The sequence below is a fragment of the Mesorhizobium sp. B2-1-1 genome, from assembly GCF_006442975.2.
Lineage (GTDB): Bacteria > Pseudomonadota > Alphaproteobacteria > Rhizobiales > Rhizobiaceae > Mesorhizobium.
Genome location: NZ_CP083954.1, coordinates 2,786,169 through 2,810,360, shown reverse-complemented (window position 1 = coordinate 2,810,360; position 24,192 = coordinate 2,786,169). Strand labels below are relative to the sequence as shown.

The following is a 24,192-nucleotide window of genomic DNA, read 5'->3' as shown; positions in this document are numbered from 1 at the left end:
CGGTAAAGGTTTTGCCTTGGGCGCAGCTCTGACGAGGCTGACGAAAGGCAATCAGCTTGAGCAGCGCTGGCGCCCGATGCGGTTTGATCCCTACCCCAAATAGAAGTTACTGAAATAGTTGCCAAAATCCGGTTGCCGGGCAACGGGCTCGCCGTCCCCGTTCCGGAGGATGCCGGCGGCGAAGAGATAGGAACCGATCGCTTCCATCTTGGCCGGGTCCATGCTGCCTATGGCGCCGTTTCGCCGGCGCAGATAGTGCCCGTCGATCAGCGTCTTCAGCGAGGCGTGGATCAATGCCGGATTGGTCAGGGCGTCCTTGTTGGCGGCGATCAGCAGTGTGGCCGCTTCTTCGGGATGATCGACGGTGAACTGGTAGCCGCGCCGCGTTGCCCGTATGAAGCCCGACGCCAATTCCGGATTTGCACGCAGATACGCATCGCTAGAGGAGATCAGCGTGGTGTGCTCGTCGGGCACGCCGTAGTCGGCATAGACGAAGCTTCGCTGTTTGACGCCTTTCAGTTCTGCCTCGACGCCTTCCCAGGTCGAGACCTCCAACGTGAAGTCGACCGAACCGTTGGCCAGCGCCTCATAGGCGGACGTGCCGAGCGTCACCGTTTCGAAAGCCCCCTTACCGCCATCGTGACGGATGATGGTCGAGATCAGCGCGTTTTCCCAGGCACTGCCGAAACCGCCATAGGTCAGGCCGTCAAGATCCCTGGGGGTTTTGATCTCGTCACGCGCTGCATTGAACACCAGCCGTCCGGTTTCGGACTGCACCACGGCATAGACCGCCTTGAGATCGGCGCCGGCGGTTTTCTGGGTGAAGAGGCCGATGGAGCCGTTGATGCCGAAATCGGCAACGCGGTTGGCAACCAGCGTGCCTGCACCGGTATCGCTGTAGGGCAGGATGTCGACCTCGAGGCCGGCCTCGCTGTAAAACCCTTTGTCGCGAGCGACGAACAGGCCGATATGGTTGGTGTTGACCGTCCAGTCCAGCGCCACCGTTACTTTCCGGGCGGCCGCCTGGGCAAGAGATCGGCCTGGCCGGGCTACAAGGGGAAGGCCGGCAGCGGCAGTGAGCAGCAAGGCTTGCCGGCGCGTCAGGTCAGTCATGGTCCGTGTCCTTCTGGTGGCTCGGGTTGAGGAGGATGTCGAGGATCTCGGCTTCGAGGGTGCCGGCCTGCCGTGCAGCGCCGCCGGCCAGTTCGCGTGGACGCGGCAGCGGCACGGTGATCTCAGCGACGACGCGCGCCGGCCGCGCCGAAAGCACATAGATGCGGTCGGACAGGAACACAGCTTCGCGCACGTCGTGGGTGATCAGCAGCGCCGTCCAGCAGTGGCGCCGCCACATCTGTTCCAACCAGCGTTGCATGGCGGCGCGGGTCAGCGCATCGAGTGCGCCGAACGGCTCGTCGAGCAGCAGCATATCGCGTTCCTGCACCACGGTGCGCAGCAAGGCCGCGCGCTGGCGCATGCCGCCGGAAAGCTGCGCCGGAAAATGCCGTTCGAAACCGGCAAGTCCGAATTCCTCGAACAGCGGAGCAACGCGAGCGCGGGCAGCCTTGCGCCTGACACCTTGCACCTCAAGCCCGAGCGTGGCGTTGTCAAGAATGCGCCGCCAAGGCATCAACGCGTCGCGCTGCGGCATGAAAGCGAAATGCCGGCCGTGGTCATCGAGCGGCTTGCCGTCGAAGAATATCTCGCCCTCGCCGTGAAGCGCGCCGGTCAGAAGCTGGAACAGCGTCGACTTGCCGGCGCCGGAGGGGCCCAGAATGGAGACGAATTCGCCGGCGCCGACGCTGAGCGAAATGTCGGCAAGCACGTCGAGTCCTTCGAAGGCCTTGCGCACATGTCGCAGTTCGAGCCGGTTCATCGCCACGGCCCCTTTCCTGCGGCCCGCCCGCCGGCGGTCCGTTCCCATGGCATGGCAAGGCGCTGGACCAGCATCGTCAGCCCGAACAGGACGAGCGTCAGCACGGCGCTGACGGCGACGGCGGCCAGCACCAGGTCCGGGCGGAAGTTGTTCTTGGCGTTGAGCATGTAGATGCCGAGGCCCTTCGCCGCGCCCGCATATTCGGCGAAGATGGCGCCCACGACAGCATAGGTGATCGAGATCCTGACACCGGCGAAGAAGTAGGGCAGCGCCGAGGGCAGCCGCGCCAGGACGAAGACACGCCAGCGCCCTGCCCCCATGGCGCGCAGCATTTGGCCGATCTCAGCCTCCGTCGCCTCATATCCTTCGGCCAAAGCCACCAACATCGGAAAGAAGGTGACCAGCGCCACCAGCATGATCTTGGGCATCAGCCCAAAGCCGAACCACAGCACCACCAGCGGTGCAATCGCCACCAGCGGCAAGGTCTGGCTGACCACGAAGACCGGAAAAAGGGCGCGCCGCAATGGCTGGGAGAAGTCGATCAATATCGACATCGCAAAGGCACCGCCGAGCGAACAGGCAAAGCCTGCGAGCGTGGCACGGAGGGTTGGCACGGCGTTATCGGCCAGCGCGTGCCGGTTGAGCATTGCCTGAGCGAAGACGCGCGATGGCGCCGGGAGGATTGTCGGCTTGATGCCACCAAAGCGCGCATAGAGTTCCCACGCGGCTAGCAGCAGCCCCACCGAAAGCATCGCCGGAGCGGTTCTGGCGATGAGGTCCACGATCGGACGCGAAGGGGCGGACGGGGAGGACACGCAGGTACCCGGAGCGGATGGCGCGGGGCGCGCCGTCAGACGGCGGTGGGGCTGTTGGCCGAGACGGTGACGTCGAGCGTTACGTGACCGGCACCCGGCCCGAAGCGGCAAAAGGCCTCGTTGAGTGCGGTAAAAATGGCGCCTGCGTCGCCGCGCAACTTTGTGCAGAAATGCTTGGAGCGCTCATATACGCCCGACTGCTTCAGGAAGTCGATGCAGCCATAGATCTCGTCCATGTGGTCGTCGGTGCCCATGACGTAAAGCGAGAACTGCGCCGCCGCCGGCTGGCCGGTGACGGCCACGCCGCGCACGGCGGCGATAGCCGCTTCCTTGCGCGGGCCGAGCGGCCCGGCAGGTCCGCCAAACGCGTCGGAGCGGCAGATCGGATCGTCCGGCTCGCCCGGGCAGCCGCGCGAGATGGCGGCCGAAAGCACGCAATGCTTGCCGCTGCGCGCTGCCGCCACGAACAGGTCGCGCATGGCAGGAAACAGCACCTCGGGCGGCCCGACAAGCAAGGTCGAGATATCGTCGGTCTCGATCCGCAGTCGATCACGATAGGGGTCCAGTGCCCCGAGCGCGCCAAGGATGACGCCGACAAAATCGCCGGACATGGGATATAGGGAAATCTGTGCGCCTGAAAACATCGCCCGCCTCGCTCCGCTGGTATTACCCAGATCAGCTTCTAGGGTCTGTGGGCTTGCCGCCCCCGTCTCAGCCCCGACCGTACGGAGCACCCCTGTGGATGGACGCGTTAAAGCACCAATCGGGCGGCTATGAAAGCTGTTTTTTCAGGACCATCGCCGGAAATGCATTGCGCCAGGCCTGATTTATGGGCGGTTCCGTCGGGCCCGGTCTTGAGGGAAATTTGTCCGGAACCTTAGCCACGACGAGTGGTTGTCCCTATAGTCGCAAACGCGACGAACTTCGTGGAAACGAGCGAAGACTTCACAGAAATGGAGACAAACCATGCTCATGAAAATCCTCGCAGCTTCGGCTCTTACCATTGGTCTCGCGACTTCGGCGATGGCGCAAAGTGCTGGCGGAAACGGCGCCAATAATGGGCCCGGCAGCGGCCAGTCGGTCACGGTCGACCCGAACACGCCGGCATCGCCGAACACGGTGGATCCTGGCACGACCGGCAGCACGACCGTCATGCCCGACGGCATGAATTCGAACGCGGACCGGAACTGTCCGGCCAGCCCACAAGGTGCTCAGCCGGATGCCAGCCACACCGCTCCGGGCACCGCTTCGCCGACCGTCAATGACAAGCATTGCGGCAAGTAGCCATTCGCCGAAACTGCTGGAGAATGCCACGGGGCGCCTGTTCCGTGGCGTTTCCGTCTCTTTATGTTTCACCCTCGCCGAACAGGCAGGCGCCTGAGACGTAAACCGCCATCGGCCTTCGTCTCGGTTCGGGGGCGTCTACGAAACAGCCTTTTCGCGAACCGGCAGCTTCCAGCCCGGCCTGACGAAATGACAGGTGTAGCCGTTCGGGTATTTCTGCAGATAGTCCTGATGCTCGGGTTCGGCTTCCCAGAACGCGCCGGCCGGAACCACCTCGGTGACCACCTTGCCGGGCCACAGGCCCGAGGCGTCGACGTCGGCGATGGTGTCTTCGGCGACGCGCTTCTGCTCATCGCTGGTGTAGTAGATCGCCGAACGGTAGCTCATCCCCACATCGTTGCCCTGGCGGTTGCGTGTCGTCGGATCATGAATCTGGAAGAAGAACTCCAGCAGCGTACGGTAGCTCAGCTTGGCGGGATCGAAATTGATCTCGATGGCTTCGGCATGGGTGCCGTGGTTTCGGTAGGTGGCATCAGGCACGTCGCCGCCGCTGTAGCCGACGCGCGTGGACAGGACGCCCGGGATGCGTCGGATCAGATCCTGCATGCCCCAGAAACAGCCGCCGGCAAGCACCGCGCGTTCGCTTGAAGTCGCCATATCAAATCTCCCCAAAGCAACTCCGGGGAAAGGTTGTAGCCGTTTCCGTCCGGAATTGCGCACGATAAAACTGGAGGCCCGGCGCTATGACAGCCGCTCCAGGATTTCCCATAGATGGGCATTGTCGTCGGCTTCGTCCAGTCGACGGGCGCGTCCTGCTGCCGATCACCACGGACGCGCGGCGTCACTCCCCAGGCCTGAACCTGCGCACCACGACCTCGAATACGATATCCGATATCCACATCGCGCAGACGCCGATGAGGAATGCGGCCGCCAGGGTCGTGGTGTCGTCATTGGCCATCGGCAGGCCCATGGCGCGGGAATACTGGACCCCGGGCAGCGTCAGATAGGCGGCGGCTAGCGCGCCGCAGATCGGCGAGGCCACCATCTCGCGCGGTTTGTAGCGGTGGCGCGACAGCGCGCGCAATATGCCGCCGGAAAGGCCGGCGACCACCACCGGCACCTTGATACCGAGCAGGTCGAAAAGATCATGCATCATTTCATTGTCTCGCGATCAGGAAACAGAATGACCGATCCGGCACCGAAGATGAGCGGTCCCAGAGCAGCAGGGCCCGAATCGAGCGGCAACACGATCGTCATGGCTTCCACCCGCACAGTTTCTCGCCCTTGCGGTTGTGCGCCAGCAGCGTCCGGACTTCCGCATCCGACAGTGCTGCGACGGCGGATGCGGACAAGCGCAGCGGGCTCGAGACCGCGCAAAATCCGCCGGTGACGGTGGTGCAGCCGGCTACCGCGACAAGTGCTGCGGCCGCTGCGACAATCAATCCCTTGCCCATGACCTGAGCTCCTTTCGGGCAGTGGCGGCGGGTAGCGCGCCGATATCGTTGTCAACCTGGTTGGCGACGTCCCGCGCCGCCGCCTCGGCCGCGGCCTGCCGGCTGCGTTCGGCGCGCTCGCCGGCAAGCCGCTGGCGAACACCCCAGCCAAACGCAGCGGCGATGGCCGCGCCGATGCCGAGAACGGTCGAATTGCTGAGCAGGAAGGAGAGGAGCGCGCTCATTGGTTTGGCGCGTCCTTGACGAGATAGCCGACGGCAAAGACGGCTAGCGGCAGCAGCGTGGCCCATGTCTCGGCATCGTACCAGGATGGCCAGACATTGCGCACGAAGACGCCGGAAATCGAAACGGCGGCGGCGGCGATGGTCGCGGCCGTCAGTTTGTTGGTCGGGCGGATGGTCGGCTGGGTTGTGGTGGCCATGATCAGAACATTCCTTGCAAGGCGGCGGCGATGTGGTGCCAGGCGGCGTAGGCGACGAGCAGGCACGCGACAATGATCCCGCCCGCCTTGGTGGCAGCTGGGATGTTGGCGCCGGCAGGCGCCGCCGCGACCGGTTCGACGGCATCTACGGCAGCAGCGCCGCCCGGCGCCGCCGCAGCAGCGGCCGGTGCAGGATCTGGCCGCGTGGCCGATGCCTCGCCTGCCCCGACAGCCGTCAGCAGCAGCGCCTGTGCGCGGACGGATCCGACCCGGCTCGACCAGCCTTTGCCGAAAGTCGACCAGGTCGGAAGCCGCTTCAGGAAAGCCAGGCGGGCATCGCAGAGATTGTCGATGACGACGGCGGCCGGTCTGGAACTGACGGCAGCGAGCGTCTCGGGCCCGATGCGGCCGTCCGGGGCGGCGCCGACCACTGCTTGAAGATATTTCGCCGCCCTGCCCGGCCCGCTGTTCACGGCAAAATCGAACACTGCGTAGTCCACGCCATCGGGCAACTCGGCGCCAGCCACCGCATCCCAGTAGAAGCGGCGGTACACCGTGGCGAGTTGGGCATCGCTGATCTTCCTGAGATCCGCCTTGGCGGCATCCGCCTTCACGTAGCGGCGGAAATTGGCGAGAGTGACGCCCTTCATGGTGGCGCCGCCCGGATCGGCCGGATTGTCCGACCAGCCGCCTTCGGATTTGAGGATGAGCGCAAGCGCCCGCGTAAAATTGCGGTCCATGATATCCCTTTCGATTTCTGGTGGATGGGGTGAGTGGGTGATCGCCGGCAGCACAGGGGTGCGGATAGTCGCCGTTGCGCGCGCCTCGGTGCCTACTTGCAGTGCGTCAAAACCGGAGGTCGCCTTGCGCGCCGGCCGGCGCATGGTTAGAAAAAATACAATTTTGGGACGAACAGGTCTGGGATGAGAGACTTTGTTGGCGCCGCGCGGCGCCTGGCCTTCAACAGGCTGTCGGCCGCCATCGATCGCCGCTGGAACGTCGACCCGCTGGGCTCGGCGCCGCGTGCCTCGAAAAAGGAATATCTGAGGCTGTTCGAAGCCACCCGGCGCGTCTCATTCGCTGAGATCGACAGGCTCGAGGCCGAAACCGGCTTTGCCGTCGATCGCGACTGGCTCGACGAACTGGCCCTCCACACCCAGATCACCATCAAGACCAGCGCGCTCGCCTACCCGCACGGGCGGGTGCTCTACAGTCTTCTTCGCCGCCAGCTGGCCGACAGCCCAAGGCCGTTCACCACCGTCGTCGAGACCGGCACCGCGCGTGGTTTCTCCGCGATCTGCATGGCCAAGGCACTCGCCGATGCCGGCGCCTGCGGGCATGTCGTCACGCTCGACGTCCTGCCGCACCATCATCGCTTCTACTGGAATTGCATCGACGACCATGACGGCAGGAAGTCGCGCGCCGAACTGCTTCGGCCTTGGCAGCCGCTGGCCGACCGGATCATTTTCCTGCAAGGCGATTCACTCCTTCAATTGCCCAGGGTCGGCGTGAACCGGATCCACTTCGCCTTCATCGACGCGCAGCACACCAGGAAGAACGTGCTGGCCGAGCATCGCTGCGTTTCGGGCGTTCAGCGCGAGGGCGACATGGTCGTATTCGACGACGTCACGCCAGGGTCCTTCGATGGCGTGGTCGAAGCAGTCGCCGAGATCGAGCGGCAGGGCCGGTACGAGGTGCGCCGTCTGAACGCGTCCAAGCAAAGAACCTATGCCTGGGGCATCAGGCGGTGACGAGACGACAGCCCGGATAAACCATCGGAGGCGAGACCTTGCTCAGAAATATCGCCCGCAGGCTTTATCTCGGCATGCGCCGGAACATCGACACCCCGCCCCATGGCGGCCGATGACTACCTGAAGGTGCCGTACTTCCCGATGGCGACGAAGCATTGCTGATCCTGCAAGAAACCGAACTAGCGCACCACCCAGCGATTGAGCCTGACCGCGCGGCCGGCAGCGGCTGCTGCCGGCAAGGCATTGGTCAGTGTCACCGTGTTAGCCGAAGGTGCGCCGTTCACAGTTGTGTGGTGCCATTGGAGCTCTGCTCCGGTAATCACAGTGTCAAGTTCGATTCCAATACGGTCGCCAGCCGTGATTCCCGCGACGCTTGCTAAGCCAATCGTGGTGGCACCGGAAATGGCGGCGGTGGAGACGGTGGTCTTCAGTAGGAATGTATTTCGATATCCACCAAATTGTGCCCGCTCGATGGTCGCTCCAACGGGAAGATAGCTTTCCATAAGGAAGCTATAGCAAAGCCGGCTGATGTCGGTCTCTTGATCACGCAATCGCAGTATGGGCGCGGCGAAGCCTTGTTCAAAATCGATACTTTCAATGATCGTTGCGCCAATCCATCCGGACGCCCCAACGAAGAATGAGGCAACAGATGGGTGTATCCACAGCCAGTTGGTCGAAAATTCATAAACCGATGCACCGGTTCGAGCGATTGACTGGCCGTTGCTACCTTTTGCATAGTACGGGGCATTGCCTGACAACACGGTGCCAGAGGCGTCGAAACAGATGACGGTAATGGCGCGCGAACCGTTAAGGAAGTTGAGGAACGCGTGCTGTGTGGTGTTGGCTTTTTTGTAGATGTGGCCGACAGCCTGGCCCGAGCTTGACACCACAAGTTGGCCGTCGCCGTTGGCCCGCGACGTGCGCGCCGTGACACCGTTGGTCAGGAAGGGCGATGGAGCTGTATAACCGCCGGTCGCGCTGTCGTACAAAACGACGCCGGGTACCGTGATGCGGCCCTCGGCCTGCACCGGAAAGAACCGCTCGCCCTGAAAGCGCCTCACCAAGTTGGCCCCTCCAGTCGGCCTATTCGACATATCTCGCAGCGAGACAAACAGGCGCTTCAGATCAGGCGAAAGGATGTTCGCGTCATCGATGCCTGACGCGCTCAAAAGATCAATGTTGAAGGAGGCGAAGCCAGTCGCGGATGGCACGTTGACGAGAGCAAGTGTGTTGGTGAAGGCGCTGTAAGTTTCGATGCGCGCATTCTTGAAAAACACGGTGGTCAGGTTGCTGGTGCTGCCTAGCGCGGCGTAGATGAAAGCTGCATGGCTAACGCCGGCCGAGCCACCATCAATGCCGATTTGGGGGCTGTCGATCAACACCTCTTCAACGGCAGCGGTCCCGGCGAGAGTCAGCTTGAAGGTCCCGCGACCCGCCGCCTTCTGGTTGGTGCCGATGTACCAGGTTCCACCGCGGAACTGGTTGTTTACGAAATAGCTCGCGCCAGCCAGATCGCAATGCACATGGGAGCCGTTGTTGTAGAGAGTGATGATGTTGAATTCGTTGCTTACCCAATTTGTATTTGCCGTCAGGCCGTCGAAATAGAGCCCTTCGTCGTAACCACGGGCAGCAAGCCAGAGCTTGCTCTCGGCCATGCCGCCGAAGTGAATGCCTCGCGTGTTGGCGACAACAGATTTGTCTGGTGTATTCTGGACTTCCAACCAGATCTTTGCGCCGCGCAAAACATTCGTTCCGGTCCCACCGATGCGGACCGCCGAAAGGCCGTCGAAAGCACCGCGTATCAGCGCCCCCTTGCCATTGATCTCGCTGATGTCGCGCCAGTCGATAGAAGAGCCAACCGCGTAGTATGTTGCTACGGCAGGCAGGACGAGCACGGCCTTGGTAATCCGGCAATAGGAGCCGAGCGCGTTTAACGCAAGCGCGTTGTCGGCAAGCCCTTCACGGGCGCCAAACATCGTGGCGGTGGCGACGCTTTCATTCAACACCCAAAACCCGCCATTGACCGCATCGGTCGTCCCGTCCGGCATGAAACGGTCGGCGGAGCGGAAATAGGCCAGCGCCGGGTAGCCGCCGGCGGTGATCGCCGCGCGCGACATGCGGGCATAGTTGGCGCCGCCCACCAGGGTTGCCGGGGTCGTGAAGACCGGGGCGTAGAACTGGGTCCTGATGCTCTTGACGCCGGCAGCGATCGTCGAGCCCGATGCCGTCGCCACGGAAGCGTAGATCGGCACGTTGACGCCCGAAACCTGCGCGGCGTCGGCGGCGTATTGCTGGGCCAGGTCGCGCGCGAGTTCCGCGATGTGGATGACTGCCGCCAGCGCTCCGCCGATATCCCCGAGCGGATCATCCGACAGATAGTAGGAGATCACGATGTCGCTCGTGCCGATCACAGGATTGAGGGTCTGGAAAGCGTAGACCAAGCCACCCGAAACAACCCCCTCCTGCACGTGAACGGTCGTTCCCTTCTGCATCGTGCGCGCGGTGCGGGCGTCGGCCGCGCGGTACCAGTAGCCCTCGCTCGCCGTATAGATGCCGTTCAGCCGGGCGTCCGACTGGTTCTTGACCAATACCCGGTCGCCGACGGCGGTCAAAACCCCGTCGATCGTCTTCAGGCCGAGGATCCAGGCAACGCCGTCGACGATGACCGTCTCCAGGTTTGCCGTCGTCGCCAGGCGCACGGGTTCGCGCTCGCCCGTCAGCAGGCGAACGGCGGCAGTTGCGGGTCGGGCCATGAGGCTTGCTCCATAAAAAAAGCCTCGCGAAAGCAAGGCTTGGAATTCGGGTTGGTTGGCGGCTTGGCGATGGGTTCGGAGGGGATAAGCGCTGGCCCGTGCGGCCACGGCGCCACGGTCATTCAGGTTCTTCCTTGAGAAGTTTGGTCACGATCGCTCGGCCAGGCGAGAGACAATTCAGCGGTCGGTTTTCCGTCCTCGGGCACGCACTTCCTGAACAAGCAGCAATGCCGGCTTGCTCCCGGACTGGCTGCCGTGTTAACACCCGCGCACTGCGGTGGCTTGCGCTATGGGAGCGTCAATGTCGCAGCGCTTCCACAAGGTGTGATTTCCGATGAAAAAATCCGCGATTGTCGTCGCTGCAAACGACAACCGCACGGCAGAAGAAAGGCCGTTCGCTTCCCGGTACAAATCCGTTGGAGCGGTGACGGCGCCGGCGGATTCACAGGCAGGAGGCGAAGAGCCGACCGAGGCCCGCGCCCTGACGGCTTTGCAGATGTTCTGTCGCGTAGCGGGCGTCTAGATCGCCTTTGAGGCTTCATCCAGACGGCAAGGACAGGCTCTAAAGTCCCGACCCGCTGTATCTGGTGGCCTCCTTCCACAAGGCGAGCGCAAGGGCGGGTGTCCGCCCCTTCACCGCATAGTCGCGGTCCCGGTAGCTTCCGGCCGCGATCCACACCGTTTTCGAGCGTTGATAGATCGTAATGCCCCGCGCGCTCGCCCGCGCGAACAGTTCTGTGTCATTTCGATACATCGGTTCCAACCCCTGTGGCCCCCTCAAGGGGTAAGGTGCAACGAACATGCCAAAGTTTACGCCTAGCTAAAATTATACATCGCAGAGCTGCCAGCTGCGCCATCGAAGTGCACTGGCAACCCTAAAGCCAAGGTGTTCCGTGGGTGTTTCCGCTGTATTGCACCTGAACTGCCCCCAGGTAACAGAATAGACCAATCCGGAAACATTTGCTTAAAATTGTATTCTTCGGCCATCGGGCGCCGACTGGCCAGAAATTCACCCATCAGGAAATTGGGTGTCGGAACTAGCTCTCCCGGTGGAAGAACGACAACCCACCGTCGATCGAGGAGTTCGTGGAGCGCCGACTACCTGTTCAACAAGCGCTGGCCGGGCGGCTTCACATGCCCATGCTGCGATTCCGGAAAAGCATGGCGCCTCGAGGCTCGGCCGTGGCTTCGGATGCGCAGGCAAAGGGACAGGCCTGGGTGCTGGAAACAGCCTCCATGATCGCTGGGACCGTCATGCAGGGCAGGCACCCACCGCTGCGCAAATGGTTCCTATCTGAGGGCGCCGCACTCCAACTCCATTTCAGCGCTGCAGCTCCAACCTGAGCCGGGTGTCTCCTACAAAACCGCCGGCTGGTGCTCCGCAAGCTCCGGCGGGCAATGGTGAACCGGACACCGCTTTTCGGAACTGTCGACGTGGACGAGTCCGCCATCCCATATCGGCGCAAGGAGAACGCGGTGGAGATGGGTGGCAGCAGCAGCAAAGCCAACCAGATATGGATTGCCGGAGCGGTCGAGACGGTCGGCAACCATGGTTTGGACTACTAGGGAGACGGCGCCGCCACTTCGTCCTCCATGTCGAGCGATTTTTCGACTGCCTCCGGATTCCGGGCGATGGTCCAAAGGAGAGTATTCGCAGCTGCATCCGGTTCCGAGCGGCCTTGCTCCCAGTTTCGAAGCGTTGCCAGATCAAGGCCATACCTCACGGAGAACGCCTCCTGGGACAGCTTCGTGCTATCCCGAACTTCGCGAACGCTTATCGGCCGCGGCGCATGAACCTTCGCGATCACTCCTGCGGACGAGAGTTCGTCCTTCAGTGCTCGCAGGTCGTCGACGCAAGGAACGGTCACGAACGCCTTGCCGTGATCGACCATCTCCGTGAGGACCGCATGGGCCGTCCTCAGCGGCAGATGCCTCCTGACGAGAACCCGAGCAGCTTCAGGAGTATTCGCGCCGTGCAGAAAGCTGAGGCTCAGCCGGACGGGAGAGCCTGACGACACCCGGACGACGTCCCGGGTTCGCACCCGTTGTCCGAACCGCTCCATGAAGTTCGATGTAGTCGACATTAAGCTTCTCCGCGATCACTCGACCGAGCCTGCGCAAGTTGGACCAACCCCATTGGACCTGGGCATCGCCCCCAATATGGAGGTCACGGACGACCAGATGGTTGCTGCCCATTTCCACTTCTCAGCTGAAGCACGCCATCCGGCGTGACGACATCAAAGAGGAGGCATGGGTCCTCCGAGATGTCGGCGTCCAGAATGAGTTTCACGTCATCGGGCTGCAAACGCGATCCCTACGCAATTTGCTTATAGAAAGTATGTCCGGTGCTGGCGAGCGTCAAGGCCTGACCGATCTCCGAGTTGGCGGGATACTGGCAACACCCGATTCCCCGCGCAAACGCGTCGGAGAGTTGGCGGCGTCGGCGAATGTGCCGATAAGGAGCCAGGAGCCGATATCCCTCTCGATTTGTCTTGCTGACTTAGCGCGAGCTCATGGCAGAGTTATCCGCGCCCACCACGTCGCCCAATATGTAGTCCGACAGCCGGCAAGACAGCACAATAGGATCGGCGCCTACCACCGGACTGACTGTTTCGAAGGCATACACCAAATGGGATGAAATCGCGCCCTCCCGGACGTACACCATAGTGCCCCTCTGCAAGGCGCGCGGGCTGCATGTGTCGGCTGGACGACGCCAATGGCCGTCGCTTGCCGTATAGATGCCATTCTGAGTGGCGTTCTTCTGGTCTTTGACAAGCACCCGGTCGCCCACCTGAACCTCCACGGCGTCGATGGTCTGCAAGCCGTAGAGAGCGATGTTAGCAGTTGTCGCCAAGCGCACCGGTTGGCGTTCGCCGGCCAACAAACGAACGGCGGCGGTTGCAGGTTGAGCCATGAGGCTTGCTCCATGAAAAAACCCCGCGAAAGCGGGGCTGTGGGACTTTCAAAACCGTGTGGTCGGTTCAACGCAAAAATCGGCGGATCGCAGAGGGAGAGACCCAAACCCGTCAGTTCCTCGGCAGCTTGTGAATCTCCAACCTTACCGGACCGCCTCGATCGCAGCTCGTGCAGACAAGCGCCCTCTCAACAGTGCTGAACAGCGCACCCTTGCCGTATCGCCGGATAAGCGCGGCCGGCTTCACCTCGGCGTAATGCGAGCAGCGTTTGCACCAAGCTCGCAACATGTGCCATTCGCGCAGATCGCCAAGTGAAACGTCCAACCCGGCATGAATGCTGCCGTTGATGACAGTCTGCGGCGGGATCTTTACCTCGCCCGGAGTGATGATCTTCTCCATGACATGGCGGCTGTTGTAGTGGATCAGCAGCATTCCGGGCCGACGCCGAATGGCCGCCTGCCAAGCTGCCTGGCTGACCATCGCGTCCGGAGATCGGCATATGGTTTCGAGGTGGGTTTTCTCCTCTCGATCCCAGACTTCGATCCGGAAATTGTCTTCTGCCGTCTCGGTCATTGAACGCGCGCCTTGTGCCAGCCGCGAGAATAACCGTTCGAGACTGCGGCCCGGGACAAGCCGAGTTCCCGTTCAAGGTCGTTGTTCCTGGCAAGGACATTCAGCAACGCGACCAAGACATCGCCGCCGGCTGCGGCTATTGCCTGCTCAGCAAGCTTTTCCAGTTCGGACATAGCTTCGCCGGCCGGCGCGTTCTGGCGCTTTCCCATGGCTCTTTCCTGCTCAGATGCCATTCAGGAATAAGGAACAAATTCCTTCCTCGTCAAGAGCAGTCTTGACTCAATGTTCTCTTTTCGTTCACAGTCGGCAGCACAGCCACAGGAGGCGGCTCGCATTGGTTTTGCCGGCAGCGACCGGCGTCGTTAGGAGCAGTCATGTCCGACCACGTCTTACCGGGTCAAAGGAAGCCGAAGCTCATAGTCGTCGTCGCATTTGATCGTGGCGACGAGGGCGATCTGTTTACCGCCTACGGCCCGACAGATCAGCAAAGCGAGGAACGTGCGGTTCGTACGGCTAAGGCGCTGGCTTCCAGACATGTGGGCGTCATCGCATGGAGCCGTGATGCCGACCCCGCGATTGGCGACTACGGCCCGCCTACGACACTTTTCGTCAGCGGCGATGTGCCCGACATGGAATGATCGTCGGACTCTACGAGCTTTCGGGGCGCACCGTCTCCACGGCAAGCGATCCCGCCCGAAGCGGACGCAACAGATCAGCCTCTGGTTTCGTCAAATTGATCCATGCCGCCCAATTCTCCGGTTGGAGCACCACAACCTGCCGATTGTGATACGGCGCGACATCCGGTCCGGGGTCAGTCGTCAACATGGTGAAGGTCGGTGGTTTATTGCCTACGGCTTCACGCCAAAGTCCCGCGATAGCCATAAATGGCGAGCCGTTCAGCGTGAAGCGATGTTTCGCCTTCGGATATTTCGTGCCCGTGAATTCGAAGAACGCGGACGCCGGAATGAGACAACGCTTGCTGCTCCCGAATTGCCGGCCTTCGGAGCGGAAGTTGAACACAGGCCCACCCTTTGGCCCCGACGGCGGAAACCCGAACGTCATAGAAGCGAGCTCAATGCCATCGTCGGCGACGCGCATTAATGGAGCCGGATCGTTAATGCGGATGTCGTCTGCTTGAGGCAAATCGAGTTCGGTCTGGTGGGATGGGATCTTGAGCGCAAGTGATGCCATCATCCGGCAATATTCAGCCCAGAGTACATGCTGCTCGTAGTCATTGCACATGAAAGGCTCCAAACCTGGGCAACCTCAGTTAACATAGAGCAAGCGGACACGTGATGGAAAGCGGAGCGATACAGGTTCTCGCCATTGGTCGGATTCAAATTTGCCCGGTGCAATCCTTTAATTTCCCAATTGACTTTGCTTTATGGTTGCCATTTTCTTGCGCCACTGGGAGGGCGGGCATGAAAGAAGCCGAAGCGATACAAAAGCTCAAGCCGTTTTTGGACAGTAATCCGAAATCGGGAGTGAAGAAGATATCCCTCGCGGGTGAAGAAATTTTGGCTGTAGCGAACCCTTGGGGTGACGCAGCACTTATAATAGCTCTGGACCACGAACCTGACGATATTATTTCGACGCTTAACAAACTTATCTTTCCTGAGCGGCTATCCGCCATATTCCACGTCGAGAGCCGAAGACTTGAAGTTCTCTGGACCGCATACGCACTAAGCCCTAACACTAGTCAGGTATTCGGTCGCGAATTCGATTTTCACTACAATAATAAAGTCCACAAATGCGGGTTTAAAGGCGCGAGCGACGAACTTTTAGCCCTATCGGCAGTCATCAAACCATTCGGCTCATCCGACAATGGCTACCGAAATACACTTTCATTCATCAACTACACGTTATCTACCCATCTAGATGTCGATCTAGATCCAAGATTCGGAAAGCCTGCTTGCTTTTATATCGATGACATCGAATACTCAGAGGACAAAATCATTGAATTTTTAAATTGTTTGAATTTCTTTATGTCTTACTACGATACCCTAACGCCTCGCGTCATTATCCATCCGCCCCAAATACCGAAAGCCCCTAGCGAGGTCGGGACTCGGTACAGATATGACAAATTTCCTTCTGTAATTTCTGCTCGCCCGCTGGACCCGGAGTTGCTTCAATTCTGGGGTGCAACTGATACTGCGGAACCGGCCAGGAAATTTCTGTATGCCTACCGCATCATTGAGCATTCCGCTTTCTTTTTCGTTGAGAACGCCCCAAAAATCGCCGTTAGAAAAGCGTTGATGATGCCGCATGCACTTGATGACATCAGCGGGACAGCAGACCGCGTGCTGGCTGCGGTCAGGTCTTCAACGATAAATGAATACCAGCGCTTCGAATCAGTGATGGCGAAGGCCGTGGATCCTCACGTCCTTTGGAAATTCATCGAGGTCAATGTGGAAATGTTCTCTAAGACGGAGACCTTTGACGGCGGCTTTGAAATCGGAGCCCTTATTGCGGGAACACAGAGCAAAGACGACTTCATGAACAATGGTGTCCGGAACATCTGCAATTCGGCGCGCAAAATACGGAATGCCCTTGCCCACGGTCGCGAAGACAAAAATGCCACGGTCATTCTCCCCACTCGATCGAACTATGAGAAACTTCGTCCTTGGTCCAACCTCATAGTCCGGGCGGCAGGGGAGATTATTCTATACGAACACGCTTAATCGAAATGAGGTTTCAATTTGTTAACCTATTTGCAAAAGGATTTCTTGTATGGCAGAGTGGGAGCCACTACGTTGAGTGCAACTTAGTTCCGCTCCGAAGGGCAACACGGAGAATACGCTAATGACCATCGGTGGTTAATGAAACCCGCCTCTTAAAAGGGGCGGGTTTTGTCTTTGCGGCGCCACACGTCCGAATCCGTTGGCCTCATCTGGTTAGCGCCAGAGCGGGCCTGGGCTGTGTTGCTGCGCCAGGCCACTTCCGCAGCTTGCCGGGCAATCGGATTACCCATGTTGGCGATCAGGTCGAGCCCGCTCTGCTGGATCGCCTCGAAGTTTGCGCCATCGTCTGGGTCGCTCTGCGCGATGGCGCTGAGCGAAGCGTCCTGTACCTTCGCCCACTCCGCCAGCTCATACTCATCGCGCTGCTCCTGCTGCCGCTGCGCCATGCGCGGCGAGCCGGCCGCGCGCATCGGCTCCTTCTGCCTGGCGAAAGCGGCGCGCTGGCTCTCCGGTATCTCAGGCAGAGCCTCGTCGAACAGCGTGTCGAACAGGCCGGGCTTGACCACCTGCCCGCTGCGCGGGTCGACCTCGCCATACATCGCATCGTGCAGGCCGCTGCCGTCGGCCGGCGCATTCGCCGCCACCTCGTCTTCCGCCTGCGCGATGCGCTCGGCGAACCGGCGGCGCGCCAGCTCCGCGTCGAACGCCTCCTGCCGCTCCTTCATCTGCCGGTAGCGCTCGGCGACGGCCGAGAGCTCGTCGCCAAGATCCTGCATCGCCCTGCCGGCCGGCGACCCCTCGGGATAGGAAACGCCATTGCCGGCCTCGAGCCGGCGCTGGGCAAGCTGGAGTGGAATCGTCGCCATCAGTAGAGCCCTCCCGTGAAGGCGCCGCCCGGCGCCGGCGGGAAGGCGCCCTTGCCGAAGGTCACGGCCCTGGTCGGGTCGTAGAGGCGTGAGAGACCGGACACGAGGCCGCCGCCGGCCTTGAAGATCGACGCCGCCGCCGCCTGCCTGCCGGAGTAGCGCGCGAGCGCCGCCTGGCTGTCGAGAGTGTTCCGGCGCAGCGCCGAGCCGTACTGGATCGCCTTCAGGTCGAGCTGGCCCTGCCTGGCATTGGCCGCCAGCACCTCGGCGGGCGAGCCCGACAGGCCGACGCCGGAGGCGCCCGCCCGGGCCCGCGCCTGCGAAAGCAGGAGATCCTGCCTGTGGCGTTCCTGGCTCTGTTCGAAGGCGGCACTTTGCGCATCGGCCTGGGCCTGCTGCCCATAGGCCTTGGCCTGGTAACCGGCCGCCTGGCTCTGCTGCCGGCCTTCGATCAATGCGCCACCCGCCGAGATGGCCGTGCCGAGAAGGGCTAATGTGCACATGGTCAGCCTCGCTGGGATGCGGCAATGGGGTTTTTCCTGGCTGCCCGCGCGCCGAGCGCCGGTCGCGGGTCGAGCGCGCCGCCGGGGTTGGTGAACGACAGAAGCAGCCTGTCGGCCTGGATCGCCGGGCGGCTGAGGCGCGCCGGCGCCGCCGCGCGCGGCCCGGCCATGGCGGCGCGGCGGGCAACGGCCAGGTTCACCTTCAGGTCAGGCATGCCGGCGGCGTCGAAGAGGCCGTTGGCGGTGGCGAGCGCGCGGGCGAGCGCATCGGCCTCGAACAGTTCCTGGCGCAACAGCTCGACCAGGCGGCGCACGGCGCGCCAGCGCTCGGTCAGCACCTCCGCCTTGGCTTTCGCTTGCCCGCCCAGCGCCTCGACGGCGGCGCGCGCCTCTGCCGCGGCGGCCGCGGCACGGCATTTGTCCGCTGCCGCGATGATCTTCTCCAGCAGCGCGACGACGTCGTTGCAGTCGTCCAGCGCGATGCGCGCGGCGGAAAGATCGCCGTCGCCGAAAACGGCGCGGTCCTCGGCCTGTTCGCAGCCGCGCCGGCGGGCGATCGCATCGTTGAGGTCGGCATCGAGCAGGGCGATGACGGCGGCGTAGTCGGCAGCCGTCCGCGCCCTGCCGAGCTGTTCGGCATGGGGGGATGTGGTCACGGGATGGGTTCCTTGTGGGTGGATAGGCGGAGGGCGCAACTGCCAATCCCCCTTGTGGGGGAGATTGGCAGGGCAGAGGGAGGCGCGAAGGATCGCGGCGTTGATTCAGCCTGGGTTCCTCGCCCCACCAAGTGGGGAGAGGTGGCTCGGCGAAGCCGAGACGGAGAGGGGATGGCGCCGAGCTGTGCCGGACTCTCCGGCAGAAGCGCCTGCGCCTTACGAAGGCCCCCTCTCCGACCGCTTCGCGGCCACCTCTCCCCGCCTCGCGGGGGCGAGGAACGCCAGCTCGCCCTACGGCTCGGCGTCGAACACTGGCGTAAATGCCCGTATCGTGCAGGGCGTCGGGTTGACGTGGCGGATCCGCACCCGGCCCTGCCCTTCCCAGCTGTCGTCGATGGGCACCTCAACATTGCCGGTGAACAGGCTTGCCTTGCCGTCGGGCGCGACGAGGGAGGGCATGCGCACGCTTTCCCAGCGGCCGCGGATCAGCGACTGCACCTGAAGCCCTGTCGTGTCGGTTTCGAGCAGCGACAGGATGACACCCGCCACCTTCTTGCGCCGGCCGAGGATCGAGCCGTCCCGGCCGGCGACGTCGAGTTCCAGCGTGTCGGCCTGCGACTGGAACGCAAGCCCGACCTGCCATTTGGCCGCGACGGCGCCGCCGGGCAGCGTCACCTGGCCGGAGGCGACCGGCAGCCCGCGATAGACCTTGCCGCCGGCCAGCACGTCGACCTTTTCGCCGTTGAGATGGGCAAGCCCGGACACGGTGTTGACGGCGGCGCCCGAATAGGTCAGGCCGCAATCGACCTGGAAGGCGTCCTCCAGCGCCCCATATTCGAACGGCGCCGTCATGATCTCGATATAGCGCCTGGTCACGCCGCCGATGGTCCGCCTGACGATCAGCCAGATGTCGTCGACGCCGTCCTGGCCCGGCGTCACCACAGCGCTTTCGACAGCCGCCCAGCCGGAACCGGCGAAGGTTCCGCCGAGGCGGTGACGGTGCATGCCGCGCACCTCCTGCGAGGGCTGGTGGGTGTAGCCGCCGAGCTCGCCACTATCGAGCGGAAACCAGAGCATCGGGTCGGGGTCGGTCTGGAACGCCAGCTCGACCACGCCACGCTTGGCGATATGCTCGGAGATCTGGCCGATATCGTCGGAGGTGAAGCGGCCGGTCGAAGCCTGCGTCAGCTCGGCGATCGAGCGGCGCGAGCGCGTGACATAGAGGAACGACTGGCCGGCATCGACGGGGCGGATGCGGGCACAGCCCGACGTGCGCGAGCGCCGGTTCTTGAACGAGGACGGCGTCAATGCCTCGTCGATGCCGGAGCCGGAGAGTGCGCGGATGCCGCCGAGCGTCCCGATCAGCAGCGCGCCGTCCGATTCCGCGATCCACGTGATGTCGTTCGCCTGGCCGCCGCCGGCCTGGAGGAATTCCAGCGCGTCGTCATCCTTCTCGCCCAATGCGAAATTGTTGAAATCCCCCGTTGCCGAGGCGTAGACGGAAAACTTGCGGCTGAAGGCCAGGCGCTCCTCGTAGAGCGATCCGCTTTCGACATATTTCCCCGGCACGAGCGTGCCCAGGCGCCAGCGGGATATCGGGCTGAGGTCCGGCAGGGCAAATCCATGCAGTTGGACTTTCACCGCCGTGGCGCTGGTGCGGCTGGTGATCTTGGCCCAGCGCCAGCGGCCATCGGACGCTAGCAGGCGAATGGCCCGGCCGACGTCAGAAGCCTGGAAGCCGGCGCCGCCATTGATGCCGGCGGTCGATGACGCCGTGAGGTCGAACGGGGTCTGGCTGGCCGCCGCCCGGTTGAGGTTCAGTTCGGAAAACGCGCTGTCCGAAGCGCCGTTGATCGCCTTCCACGTAAAGCGGTGATACTCGAACGCCAGCTTGTTCAGGAATTCATAGTAGCGGGTTTCGCCGCCCGACCAGCCGGTCTCGCCGGTGCGGCTGTCGAGCGTCACCCATGTCGCGCCGTCATTCGATCCTTCAAGCACCCAGATTGTCGGCGTGCGGTCGACCGTTCCGCCGGTGCGTGCGGTCAGATAGTAGTTTTCGACGATGGCCTGCGCGCCACCGGCAAGCTGGTAGGTGACCGAGCCGTTGGTGGCACCGGCGATGCCGCTGTCCGTCTCTGTCGCCTTGTCGAAAAGCTGGAAGGCGTCCCCTGCCCCGCCCATGCCTGAGACCGTGCCGGAAGGCGCGGTGTTCGACGTCATCTTCGGCGTCAGCGCCCCATAGTCCGCAGGCCTCAGCGTGGTCGGCGTATCGTTGATGTCGTCATAGGGCCCGTCGTCGATCGCGTAGTCGTCGAGCGTCCATGCCGTATGGGCGGTGCGCGTCAGCACCTTGAGCGGATAGTCCCTGTGGGAAATCCACATCTGGTCCGCCGACTGCACATAGTCGAGATCGAACAGGTCGGCTTCAAGATAGGGCGAGGCCACTTCGACCGTGCCGACACGCGCGCCATAGGCGTAGACGCGGATGTAAAGATTGCCGAACTCCAGCATGTAGGCCTGGTCGGCCGAGAAGATGAACGGGATCGCCCGCGTCGCCTTGGCGGACGTCTTGACTTCGCCGACGAAACAGGTGCCGCCGCGCTTGCGGATGCCGCCATGCGGCAGGGTGACGAAGTTTTCGCATTTCGACAGCGCCGCGCGGTAGAGATCAAGCGAGGCGCGCGCGTACAGGCGTGGCGAGATCTCGCCGCGGGTGAAGACGTCCTGGACAGGATAGAGCGTCGCCATCAGCGCATGGCCCCCGCATAAAACCGGCTGTCGCCGCGCTGCCGCGCCCAACTCGATGTCGAAAGCCGTCCGCCGCGCTGGATGGCCTGCGCGGTGAAGGCGGCGTCCAGCGCGCGGTCGTAGGCCGAACGGGCAATGTCGATCATGCCGGCCTTGTGCGTCAGCGGATGCGCGATCTTGATGGCGAGTGCCGCCACCAGCACTTCGGTGAACGGCGCGTCCCAGTCGTTGGGGTCGGTGAGGTTCGCGACATAGCGGATGGTGAGCGGTCCCGCCCGGTCGCTGTAGACCAGCCCCGCCTCCTGCCGCCACGAGATCGCGATGCCGTCCGGCTCGCCATTGTGGGTCAGCGGCAGCGGGCGAAGGCAATCGACGGGGAGTTCATAGACCCAGTTCAGCGTGCAATCGCCGGAACCGGTATCGCTGCCGGCCAGGGATGCCGAAAGGATGGCGAACACCCAGGCGTATTTCGTCAACTCGGCCTCGCGGGTCAGGTCGAAATGCATGTTGAGCAAGCGCGCGGCCTTAATGTCCTCATCAAGGCTGTCGATCGGCGCCTCGTCAAGGACTGCCAGCGCCATATTGGCGATGTCGGTCGGGGTTATGGCCATGGGTAAGGCCTCCGTGGGTTGTGATTGGGGGAAGTGCGTCTTTCTCCCCGTTCACGGGGAGAAATGCCCGGCAGGGCAATGAGGGGCAGCGCCGGCATCGACGGTTGGCGTCAATGTTCAAGCGCCGGCGCTCGCAAGAAGGAGGTGGGCCTGGCCCACCTCCCGGGAGACGAAACCCTATGCCTCGGTCGTCTTCAGAGCGATGAACGTCATGGTCTTGACGCTCGACGCGGTGCGGTCCCAGTTCGCCGCCAGCGCCAGCTCCGCGTCGGTGGCGAATTCGCCGGCGGTGGAGGCGTCGAGGAAGCGGGTGCCCGGCACATGCGGCACGAAATGCCGGCGGCCGACCATTTCCGTCACCCCGCCGCCATGGCCCTGGCGCGGCTTGCGGTCGAACTCGAGCGGCCCGCCTTCGGTGTTCACGGGCAGCTCGTTCCACAGGATCGCCTTGTCCTTGAACATGAACGCGGTGTAGACGCCCGCCGCCTGCGGGATGTCGTCGTCGACCACGCAGCGCAGCCCCATGTAATAGGGGATGAGCGGCCCGCCCTGCTGCGAGGACGGCACATAGTCGATGAGGTCGGCGAGCTTCAGCGCTTTCATCTGCTTGGAATGGATCCAGAGGGTGCGGAACTTGTCGGCGCGGTCGCCCATCAGGTAGGCCGCCTCGATGATGTCGGTGTCGACGATGGAGGCGCCGGTGGCGCGCACCAGGTCGCCGCCGTCATTGGCCAGATTGTCGGCGACGACGCCCTTGAGCATGCCGATGAGGGTCAGCTTGTTGGCGCGCTGCCAGTACTCGGTCTGCCGCTTGACGATCAGCTTCTGCGGATCGTCGCCCGCCAGGATGGAGGTCAGGTCGGGAACGCCCCACGCCTGGGCGCGGACATTGCGGGCGGCGACCTCGCGGCGCGAGCCGATCTTCTTCATCTCGATGGAATCGGCCGGGTCGTCATTGACCGGCTCGGACGGATCGTTGCCGAGGTCCTTCCAGCCGGGCATGTCGACGGAACGGCCGCCCATCGACAGTTTCGAGGAGATGGCCGGATCGGAAAACAGGATGCCGGCCTGGTAGATTTCGAGCGACTGGACGTGCTCCTCGAAAGCGTATTGGGCATAAACGGACGGAACGATCGCGTCCGCGATACGGGTATAGGCGTCTGCCATTTTGTCTTTCCTTTGAGAGATTGATCGGCGGCTGATGCGTCGGGATCAGAGCGGGTTGTTCGGCATCCAGAGATCCGGGTTTTCGCCCGCTTCCCTGGCCAGCCGCCGGGCGCGTTGAGGGTCGCTTTTGACAAGGGCTGAAATGGCCGAAACGTTGCGCTCGCCGGCGGCGTTGCGCCGGAAGGGGTTTTGCCCCCGCGGCGCCGCGTCGGCGTCGATCGTGTCTTCGGGGAACATCGCCTCGCCGATCGCCTGGAAGGCCCTGGCGATCTGCGGATCGGTCAGGGCGCCGTCGGGCAGAAGGATGCCTTTCTGCTTGTAGGCATCGACCAGGCCGAGCTTCTTCATCGCCCGGTTGGCCACCTCCAGCTTCTGGCGAAAGCCATCGCTGTCGGTAGGCCCCCAATCCCTGACAAGATCGTCATGGGTGGCTTCGACCGAGCGGGCGAGCGCTGCCTGCTGGGCCGCCGCCTGCTCGGCCATGTAGCCGACGAACCTGTCATGATAGGCCTGGGCGATCTTCGGCGTGGCGCCGGCTTCGACCGCCCAGGCCTTGGACGCCTGGGCGAGTTCGTCCGAATAGGCGAAGGTTTCCGGCAGGCCGTCGGGCCGCCGGTATTCGACCTTTTCGGGCGATGTCAGCGGACGCATCGCCTCGGGCAGCCGGGCATGGAATTTGTCCCAGTCTTCCTTAGGCGCGTCCCTGGCTGGAACGCGCAGGCTTTCGCCCTGCCGCCGCTCCAGCTCCGCATAGGATGTGAAAACCCGATCGAGGCTTTCAGGCTTGGTCCAGCCCTTGGCTTCAGCAAGCTTGCGGTTGCCTTCGGAAAGACCGTCAAACCAACTTTTGCCGGCAAGCCCGGCGGACCCGTTATCCGCGCCTGCCGGTGGCCGTTCCGGGTTGCCCGCCGGCTGCGACGAGGCAACCACGGACCCGGCATCTGCCAGATCTGTCATGTGATGTTCCTTTTGAGGGTTAGGTTGAAAGTGAGCTTGGTGGCGCCGCCAATCGTCCTTGTGTGAGGGTGAGGAGCGGTCTACGCGGCAGGAAGGGCGGCCAGACACGGCCGGGACCGCTCAGGCTGAATCATTTTGACAGGCATCGGCGCTAGCGCCTTGTT

31 protein-coding genes and 1 riboswitch are annotated in these 24,192 nt (G+C 62.8%); of the genes, 7 read left to right on the top strand and 24 right to left on the bottom strand.

The genetic code is table 11. The annotated features are described in order from the left end of the window. Positions 1-90: 90 nt before the first annotated feature. The 4 genes from FJ972_RS13835 to FJ972_RS13820 form a co-directional block, all read right to left on the bottom strand. Positions 91-1,113 (bottom strand): ABC transporter substrate-binding protein, encoded by a 1,023-nt coding sequence (locus FJ972_RS13835; RefSeq protein ID WP_140521542.1) that lies wholly within the window; start codon positions 1,111-1,113, stop codon positions 91-93. Then, positions 1,106-1,873 carry an ABC transporter ATP-binding protein gene (locus FJ972_RS13830; protein ID WP_140500163.1) on the bottom strand — a complete coding sequence of 256 codons (768 nt, stop codon included), beginning with the start codon at positions 1,871-1,873 and terminating at the stop codon, positions 1,106-1,108. Before FJ972_RS13830 ends, FJ972_RS13835 begins: the two co-directional genes overlap by 8 nt. Further along, the gene (locus tag FJ972_RS13825) at positions 1,870-2,625 is read right to left on the bottom strand and encodes an ABC transporter permease (RefSeq protein WP_140521594.1); all 756 of its coding nucleotides are present in this window, start codon (positions 2,623-2,625) and stop codon (positions 1,870-1,872) included. Before FJ972_RS13825 ends, FJ972_RS13830 begins: the two co-directional genes overlap by 4 nt. Positions 2,626-2,723: 98 nt before the next feature. Further along, positions 2,724-3,332 carry a YkoF family thiamine/hydroxymethylpyrimidine-binding protein gene (locus FJ972_RS13820; protein WP_140499924.1) on the bottom strand — a complete coding sequence of 203 codons (609 nt, stop codon included), beginning with the start codon at positions 3,330-3,332 and terminating at the stop codon, positions 2,724-2,726. Further along, positions 3,323-3,436: riboswitch (TPP riboswitch) on the bottom strand. Its footprint overlaps the gene before it by 10 nt. A 218-nt stretch (positions 3,437-3,654) precedes the next feature. Between FJ972_RS13820 and FJ972_RS13815 the strand changes: the two genes are divergently transcribed. Then, entirely contained in the window at positions 3,655-3,972 is a 318-nt protein-coding gene (locus FJ972_RS13815) for a hypothetical protein (RefSeq protein WP_140515911.1), read from the top strand. Between the two features lie 138 nt (positions 3,973-4,110). Here the strand turns inward: FJ972_RS13815 and msrA are convergent, their stop codons facing one another. The 6 genes from msrA to FJ972_RS13785 form a co-directional block, all read right to left on the bottom strand. After that, complete coding sequence (gene msrA, locus FJ972_RS13810) at positions 4,111-4,629, bottom strand: peptide-methionine (S)-S-oxide reductase MsrA (protein WP_140521541.1); 519 nt, start codon at positions 4,627-4,629, stop codon at positions 4,111-4,113. Between the two features lie 184 nt (positions 4,630-4,813). After that, complete coding sequence (locus FJ972_RS13805) at positions 4,814-5,125, bottom strand: hypothetical protein (RefSeq protein WP_140521593.1); 312 nt, start codon at positions 5,123-5,125, stop codon at positions 4,814-4,816. 100 nt (positions 5,126-5,225) lie between these two features. Continuing rightward, the gene (locus FJ972_RS13800; RefSeq protein ID WP_140499930.1) at positions 5,226-5,426 is read right to left on the bottom strand and encodes a hypothetical protein; all 201 of its coding nucleotides are present in this window, start codon (positions 5,424-5,426) and stop codon (positions 5,226-5,228) included. Continuing rightward, positions 5,411-5,650 (bottom strand): ABC transporter permease, encoded by a 240-nt coding sequence (locus FJ972_RS13795; RefSeq protein WP_140521540.1) that lies wholly within the window; start codon positions 5,648-5,650, stop codon positions 5,411-5,413. Before FJ972_RS13795 ends, FJ972_RS13800 begins: the two co-directional genes overlap by 16 nt. Further along, on the bottom strand, positions 5,647-5,847 hold the full coding sequence (locus FJ972_RS13790) for a hypothetical protein (RefSeq protein ID WP_140499933.1): 201 nt from the start codon (positions 5,845-5,847) through the stop codon (positions 5,647-5,649). The genes FJ972_RS13795 and FJ972_RS13790 overlap by 4 nt, the downstream gene beginning before the upstream one ends. A gap of 2 nt (positions 5,848-5,849) precedes the next feature. Further along, positions 5,850-6,587: a glycoside hydrolase family 108 protein gene (locus tag FJ972_RS13785; RefSeq protein WP_140521539.1), complete on the bottom strand. Its 738-nt coding sequence runs from the start codon at positions 6,585-6,587 to the stop codon at positions 5,850-5,852. Between the two features lie 183 nt (positions 6,588-6,770). Between FJ972_RS13785 and FJ972_RS13780 the strand changes: the two genes are divergently transcribed. Beyond that, on the top strand, positions 6,771-7,598 hold the full coding sequence (locus tag FJ972_RS13780) for an O-methyltransferase (protein WP_140515917.1): 828 nt from the start codon (positions 6,771-6,773) through the stop codon (positions 7,596-7,598). Between the two features lie 179 nt (positions 7,599-7,777). On the opposite strand, the gene FJ972_RS13775 is transcribed toward FJ972_RS13780, so the two are convergent. Next, positions 7,778-10,351, bottom strand: a complete 2,574-nt coding sequence (locus tag FJ972_RS13775) for a hypothetical protein (RefSeq protein ID WP_140521538.1) — start codon at positions 10,349-10,351, stop codon at positions 7,778-7,780. A 334-nt stretch (positions 10,352-10,685) separates the two neighbouring features. Here FJ972_RS13775 and FJ972_RS13770 point away from each other — a divergent pair, with 334 nt between their 5' ends. After that, a complete protein-coding gene (locus tag FJ972_RS13770) occupies positions 10,686-10,874 on the top strand; it encodes a hypothetical protein (RefSeq protein ID WP_140521537.1) in 189 nt (62 codons plus the stop codon). 39 nt (positions 10,875-10,913) lie between these two features. On the opposite strand, the gene FJ972_RS13765 is transcribed toward FJ972_RS13770, so the two are convergent. Beyond that, positions 10,914-11,105: a hypothetical protein gene (locus FJ972_RS13765; protein WP_140521536.1), complete on the bottom strand. Its 192-nt coding sequence runs from the start codon at positions 11,103-11,105 to the stop codon at positions 10,914-10,916. 132 nt (positions 11,106-11,237) lie between these two features. Here FJ972_RS13765 and FJ972_RS30360 point away from each other — a divergent pair, with 132 nt between their 5' ends. Together FJ972_RS30360 and FJ972_RS30160 are read left to right on the top strand one after the other, a co-directional pair. Continuing rightward, positions 11,238-11,591, top strand: a complete 354-nt coding sequence (locus tag FJ972_RS30360) for a transposase (RefSeq protein ID WP_226880586.1) — start codon at positions 11,238-11,240, stop codon at positions 11,589-11,591. A gap of 194 nt (positions 11,592-11,785) precedes the next feature. Beyond that, positions 11,786-11,917 (top strand): hypothetical protein, encoded by a 132-nt coding sequence (locus FJ972_RS30160; RefSeq protein WP_264297144.1) that lies wholly within the window; start codon positions 11,786-11,788, stop codon positions 11,915-11,917. On the opposite strand, the gene FJ972_RS13755 is transcribed toward FJ972_RS30160, so the two are convergent. The 4 genes from FJ972_RS13755 to FJ972_RS13740 all read right to left on the bottom strand — a co-directional run bounded on the left by FJ972_RS13755 (position 11,914) and on the right by FJ972_RS13740 (position 14,048). Further along, entirely contained in the window at positions 11,914-12,435 is a 522-nt protein-coding gene (locus FJ972_RS13755) for a helix-turn-helix domain-containing protein (protein WP_140521535.1), read from the bottom strand. The genes FJ972_RS30160 and FJ972_RS13755 overlap by 4 nt on opposite strands. A 416-nt stretch (positions 12,436-12,851) precedes the next feature. Beyond that, positions 12,852-13,265 carry a hypothetical protein gene (locus tag FJ972_RS13750; protein ID WP_140521534.1) on the bottom strand — a complete coding sequence of 138 codons (414 nt, stop codon included), beginning with the start codon at positions 13,263-13,265 and terminating at the stop codon, positions 12,852-12,854. A gap of 112 nt (positions 13,266-13,377) precedes the next feature. Next, the gene (locus FJ972_RS13745) at positions 13,378-13,839 is read right to left on the bottom strand and encodes a hypothetical protein (protein WP_140521533.1); all 462 of its coding nucleotides are present in this window, start codon (positions 13,837-13,839) and stop codon (positions 13,378-13,380) included. Next, positions 13,836-14,048 carry a hypothetical protein gene (locus FJ972_RS13740; RefSeq protein ID WP_140521532.1) on the bottom strand — a complete coding sequence of 71 codons (213 nt, stop codon included), beginning with the start codon at positions 14,046-14,048 and terminating at the stop codon, positions 13,836-13,838. Before FJ972_RS13740 ends, FJ972_RS13745 begins: the two co-directional genes overlap by 4 nt. A 165-nt stretch (positions 14,049-14,213) precedes the next feature. Here FJ972_RS13740 and FJ972_RS13735 point away from each other — a divergent pair, with 165 nt between their 5' ends. Further along, on the top strand, positions 14,214-14,477 hold the full coding sequence (locus tag FJ972_RS13735; protein WP_140521531.1) for a hypothetical protein: 264 nt from the start codon (positions 14,214-14,216) through the stop codon (positions 14,475-14,477). A gap of 10 nt (positions 14,478-14,487) precedes the next feature. Here the strand turns inward: FJ972_RS13735 and FJ972_RS13730 are convergent, their stop codons facing one another. Next, complete coding sequence (locus FJ972_RS13730) at positions 14,488-15,081, bottom strand: SOS response-associated peptidase (RefSeq protein ID WP_140521530.1); 594 nt, start codon at positions 15,079-15,081, stop codon at positions 14,488-14,490. A 179-nt stretch (positions 15,082-15,260) separates the two neighbouring features. Here FJ972_RS13730 and FJ972_RS13725 point away from each other — a divergent pair, with 179 nt between their 5' ends. Beyond that, on the top strand, positions 15,261-16,520 hold the full coding sequence (locus FJ972_RS13725; RefSeq protein WP_140521529.1) for a hypothetical protein: 1,260 nt from the start codon (positions 15,261-15,263) through the stop codon (positions 16,518-16,520). Positions 16,521-16,672: 152 nt separating this feature from the next. On the opposite strand, the gene FJ972_RS13720 is transcribed toward FJ972_RS13725, so the two are convergent. The 7 genes from FJ972_RS13720 to FJ972_RS13690 form a co-directional block, all read right to left on the bottom strand. After that, a complete protein-coding gene (locus FJ972_RS13720; RefSeq protein WP_181173440.1) occupies positions 16,673-17,386 on the bottom strand; it encodes a hypothetical protein in 714 nt (237 codons plus the stop codon). Beyond that, the gene (locus FJ972_RS13715; protein ID WP_140521528.1) at positions 17,386-17,889 is read right to left on the bottom strand and encodes a hypothetical protein; all 504 of its coding nucleotides are present in this window, start codon (positions 17,887-17,889) and stop codon (positions 17,386-17,388) included. The genes FJ972_RS13720 and FJ972_RS13715 overlap by 1 nt, the downstream gene beginning before the upstream one ends. 2 nt (positions 17,890-17,891) lie before the next feature. After that, the gene (locus FJ972_RS13710; protein WP_140521527.1) at positions 17,892-18,545 is read right to left on the bottom strand and encodes a hypothetical protein; all 654 of its coding nucleotides are present in this window, start codon (positions 18,543-18,545) and stop codon (positions 17,892-17,894) included. Positions 18,546-18,836: 291 nt separating this feature from the next. After that, complete coding sequence (locus FJ972_RS13705; protein WP_140521526.1) at positions 18,837-21,293, bottom strand: hypothetical protein; 2,457 nt, start codon at positions 21,291-21,293, stop codon at positions 18,837-18,839. Next, positions 21,293-21,904, bottom strand: coding sequence for a hypothetical protein (locus FJ972_RS13700; protein WP_140499954.1), 612 nt, complete (start codon positions 21,902-21,904; stop codon positions 21,293-21,295). Before FJ972_RS13700 ends, FJ972_RS13705 begins: the two co-directional genes overlap by 1 nt. A 177-nt stretch (positions 21,905-22,081) precedes the next feature. After that, positions 22,082-23,071, bottom strand: a complete 990-nt coding sequence (locus FJ972_RS13695; RefSeq protein WP_140515933.1) for a Coat protein — start codon at positions 23,069-23,071, stop codon at positions 22,082-22,084. 45 nt (positions 23,072-23,116) lie between these two features. Then, positions 23,117-24,028, bottom strand: a complete 912-nt coding sequence (locus FJ972_RS13690) for a hypothetical protein (protein WP_140521525.1) — start codon at positions 24,026-24,028, stop codon at positions 23,117-23,119. Positions 24,029-24,192: the final 164 nt, after the last annotated feature.

Bases quoted from the DNA above. Each gene is read 5' to 3' on its own strand.
- FJ972_RS13835 (WP_140521542.1), bottom strand. From the start codon at position 1,113: ATGACTGACCTGACGCGCCGGCAAGCCTTGCTGCTCACTGCCGCTGCC.
- FJ972_RS13830 (WP_140500163.1), bottom strand. From the start codon at position 1,873: ATGAACCGGCTCGAACTGCGACATGTGCGCAAGGCCTTCGAAGGACTC.
- FJ972_RS13825 (WP_140521594.1), bottom strand. From the start codon at position 2,625: ATGCTTTCGGTGGGGCTGCTGCTAGCCGCGTGGGAACTCTATGCGCGC.
- FJ972_RS13820 (WP_140499924.1), bottom strand. From the start codon at position 3,332: ATGTTTTCAGGCGCACAGATTTCCCTATATCCCATGTCCGGCGATTTT.
- FJ972_RS13815 (WP_140515911.1), top strand. From the start codon at position 3,655: ATGCTCATGAAAATCCTCGCAGCTTCGGCTCTTACCATTGGTCTCGCG.
- msrA (WP_140521541.1), bottom strand. From the start codon at position 4,629: ATGGCGACTTCAAGCGAACGCGCGGTGCTTGCCGGCGGCTGTTTCTGG.
- FJ972_RS13805 (WP_140521593.1), bottom strand. From the start codon at position 5,125: ATGCATGATCTTTTCGACCTGCTCGGTATCAAGGTGCCGGTGGTGGTC.
- FJ972_RS13800 (WP_140499930.1), bottom strand. From the start codon at position 5,426: ATGGGCAAGGGATTGATTGTCGCAGCGGCCGCAGCACTTGTCGCGGTA.
- FJ972_RS13795 (WP_140521540.1), bottom strand. From the start codon at position 5,650: ATGAGCGCGCTCCTCTCCTTCCTGCTCAGCAATTCGACCGTTCTCGGC.
- FJ972_RS13790 (WP_140499933.1), bottom strand. From the start codon at position 5,847: ATGGCCACCACAACCCAGCCGACCATCCGCCCGACCAACAAACTGACG.
- FJ972_RS13785 (WP_140521539.1), bottom strand. From the start codon at position 6,587: ATGGACCGCAATTTTACGCGGGCGCTTGCGCTCATCCTCAAATCCGAA.
- FJ972_RS13780 (WP_140515917.1), top strand. From the start codon at position 6,771: ATGAGAGACTTTGTTGGCGCCGCGCGGCGCCTGGCCTTCAACAGGCTG.
- FJ972_RS13775 (WP_140521538.1), bottom strand. From the start codon at position 10,351: ATGGCCCGACCCGCAACTGCCGCCGTTCGCCTGCTGACGGGCGAGCGC.
- FJ972_RS13770 (WP_140521537.1), top strand. From the start codon at position 10,686: ATGAAAAAATCCGCGATTGTCGTCGCTGCAAACGACAACCGCACGGCA.
- FJ972_RS13765 (WP_140521536.1), bottom strand. From the start codon at position 11,105: ATGTATCGAAATGACACAGAACTGTTCGCGCGGGCGAGCGCGCGGGGC.
- FJ972_RS13755 (WP_140521535.1), bottom strand. From the start codon at position 12,435: ATGTCGACTACATCGAACTTCATGGAGCGGTTCGGACAACGGGTGCGA.
- FJ972_RS13750 (WP_140521534.1), bottom strand. From the start codon at position 13,265: ATGGCTCAACCTGCAACCGCCGCCGTTCGTTTGTTGGCCGGCGAACGC.
- FJ972_RS13745 (WP_140521533.1), bottom strand. From the start codon at position 13,839: ATGACCGAGACGGCAGAAGACAATTTCCGGATCGAAGTCTGGGATCGA.
- FJ972_RS13740 (WP_140521532.1), bottom strand. From the start codon at position 14,048: ATGGGAAAGCGCCAGAACGCGCCGGCCGGCGAAGCTATGTCCGAACTG.
- FJ972_RS13735 (WP_140521531.1), top strand. From the start codon at position 14,214: ATGTCCGACCACGTCTTACCGGGTCAAAGGAAGCCGAAGCTCATAGTC.
- FJ972_RS13730 (WP_140521530.1), bottom strand. From the start codon at position 15,081: ATGTGCAATGACTACGAGCAGCATGTACTCTGGGCTGAATATTGCCGG.
- FJ972_RS13725 (WP_140521529.1), top strand. From the start codon at position 15,261: ATGAAAGAAGCCGAAGCGATACAAAAGCTCAAGCCGTTTTTGGACAGT.
- FJ972_RS13720 (WP_181173440.1), bottom strand. From the start codon at position 17,386: ATGGCGACGATTCCACTCCAGCTTGCCCAGCGCCGGCTCGAGGCCGGC.
- FJ972_RS13715 (WP_140521528.1), bottom strand. From the start codon at position 17,889: ATGTGCACATTAGCCCTTCTCGGCACGGCCATCTCGGCGGGTGGCGCA.
- FJ972_RS13705 (WP_140521526.1), bottom strand. From the start codon at position 21,293: ATGGCGACGCTCTATCCTGTCCAGGACGTCTTCACCCGCGGCGAGATC.
- FJ972_RS13700 (WP_140499954.1), bottom strand. From the start codon at position 21,904: ATGGCCATAACCCCGACCGACATCGCCAATATGGCGCTGGCAGTCCTT.
- FJ972_RS13695 (WP_140515933.1), bottom strand. From the start codon at position 23,071: ATGGCAGACGCCTATACCCGTATCGCGGACGCGATCGTTCCGTCCGTT.
- FJ972_RS13690 (WP_140521525.1), bottom strand. From the start codon at position 24,028: ATGACAGATCTGGCAGATGCCGGGTCCGTGGTTGCCTCGTCGCAGCCG.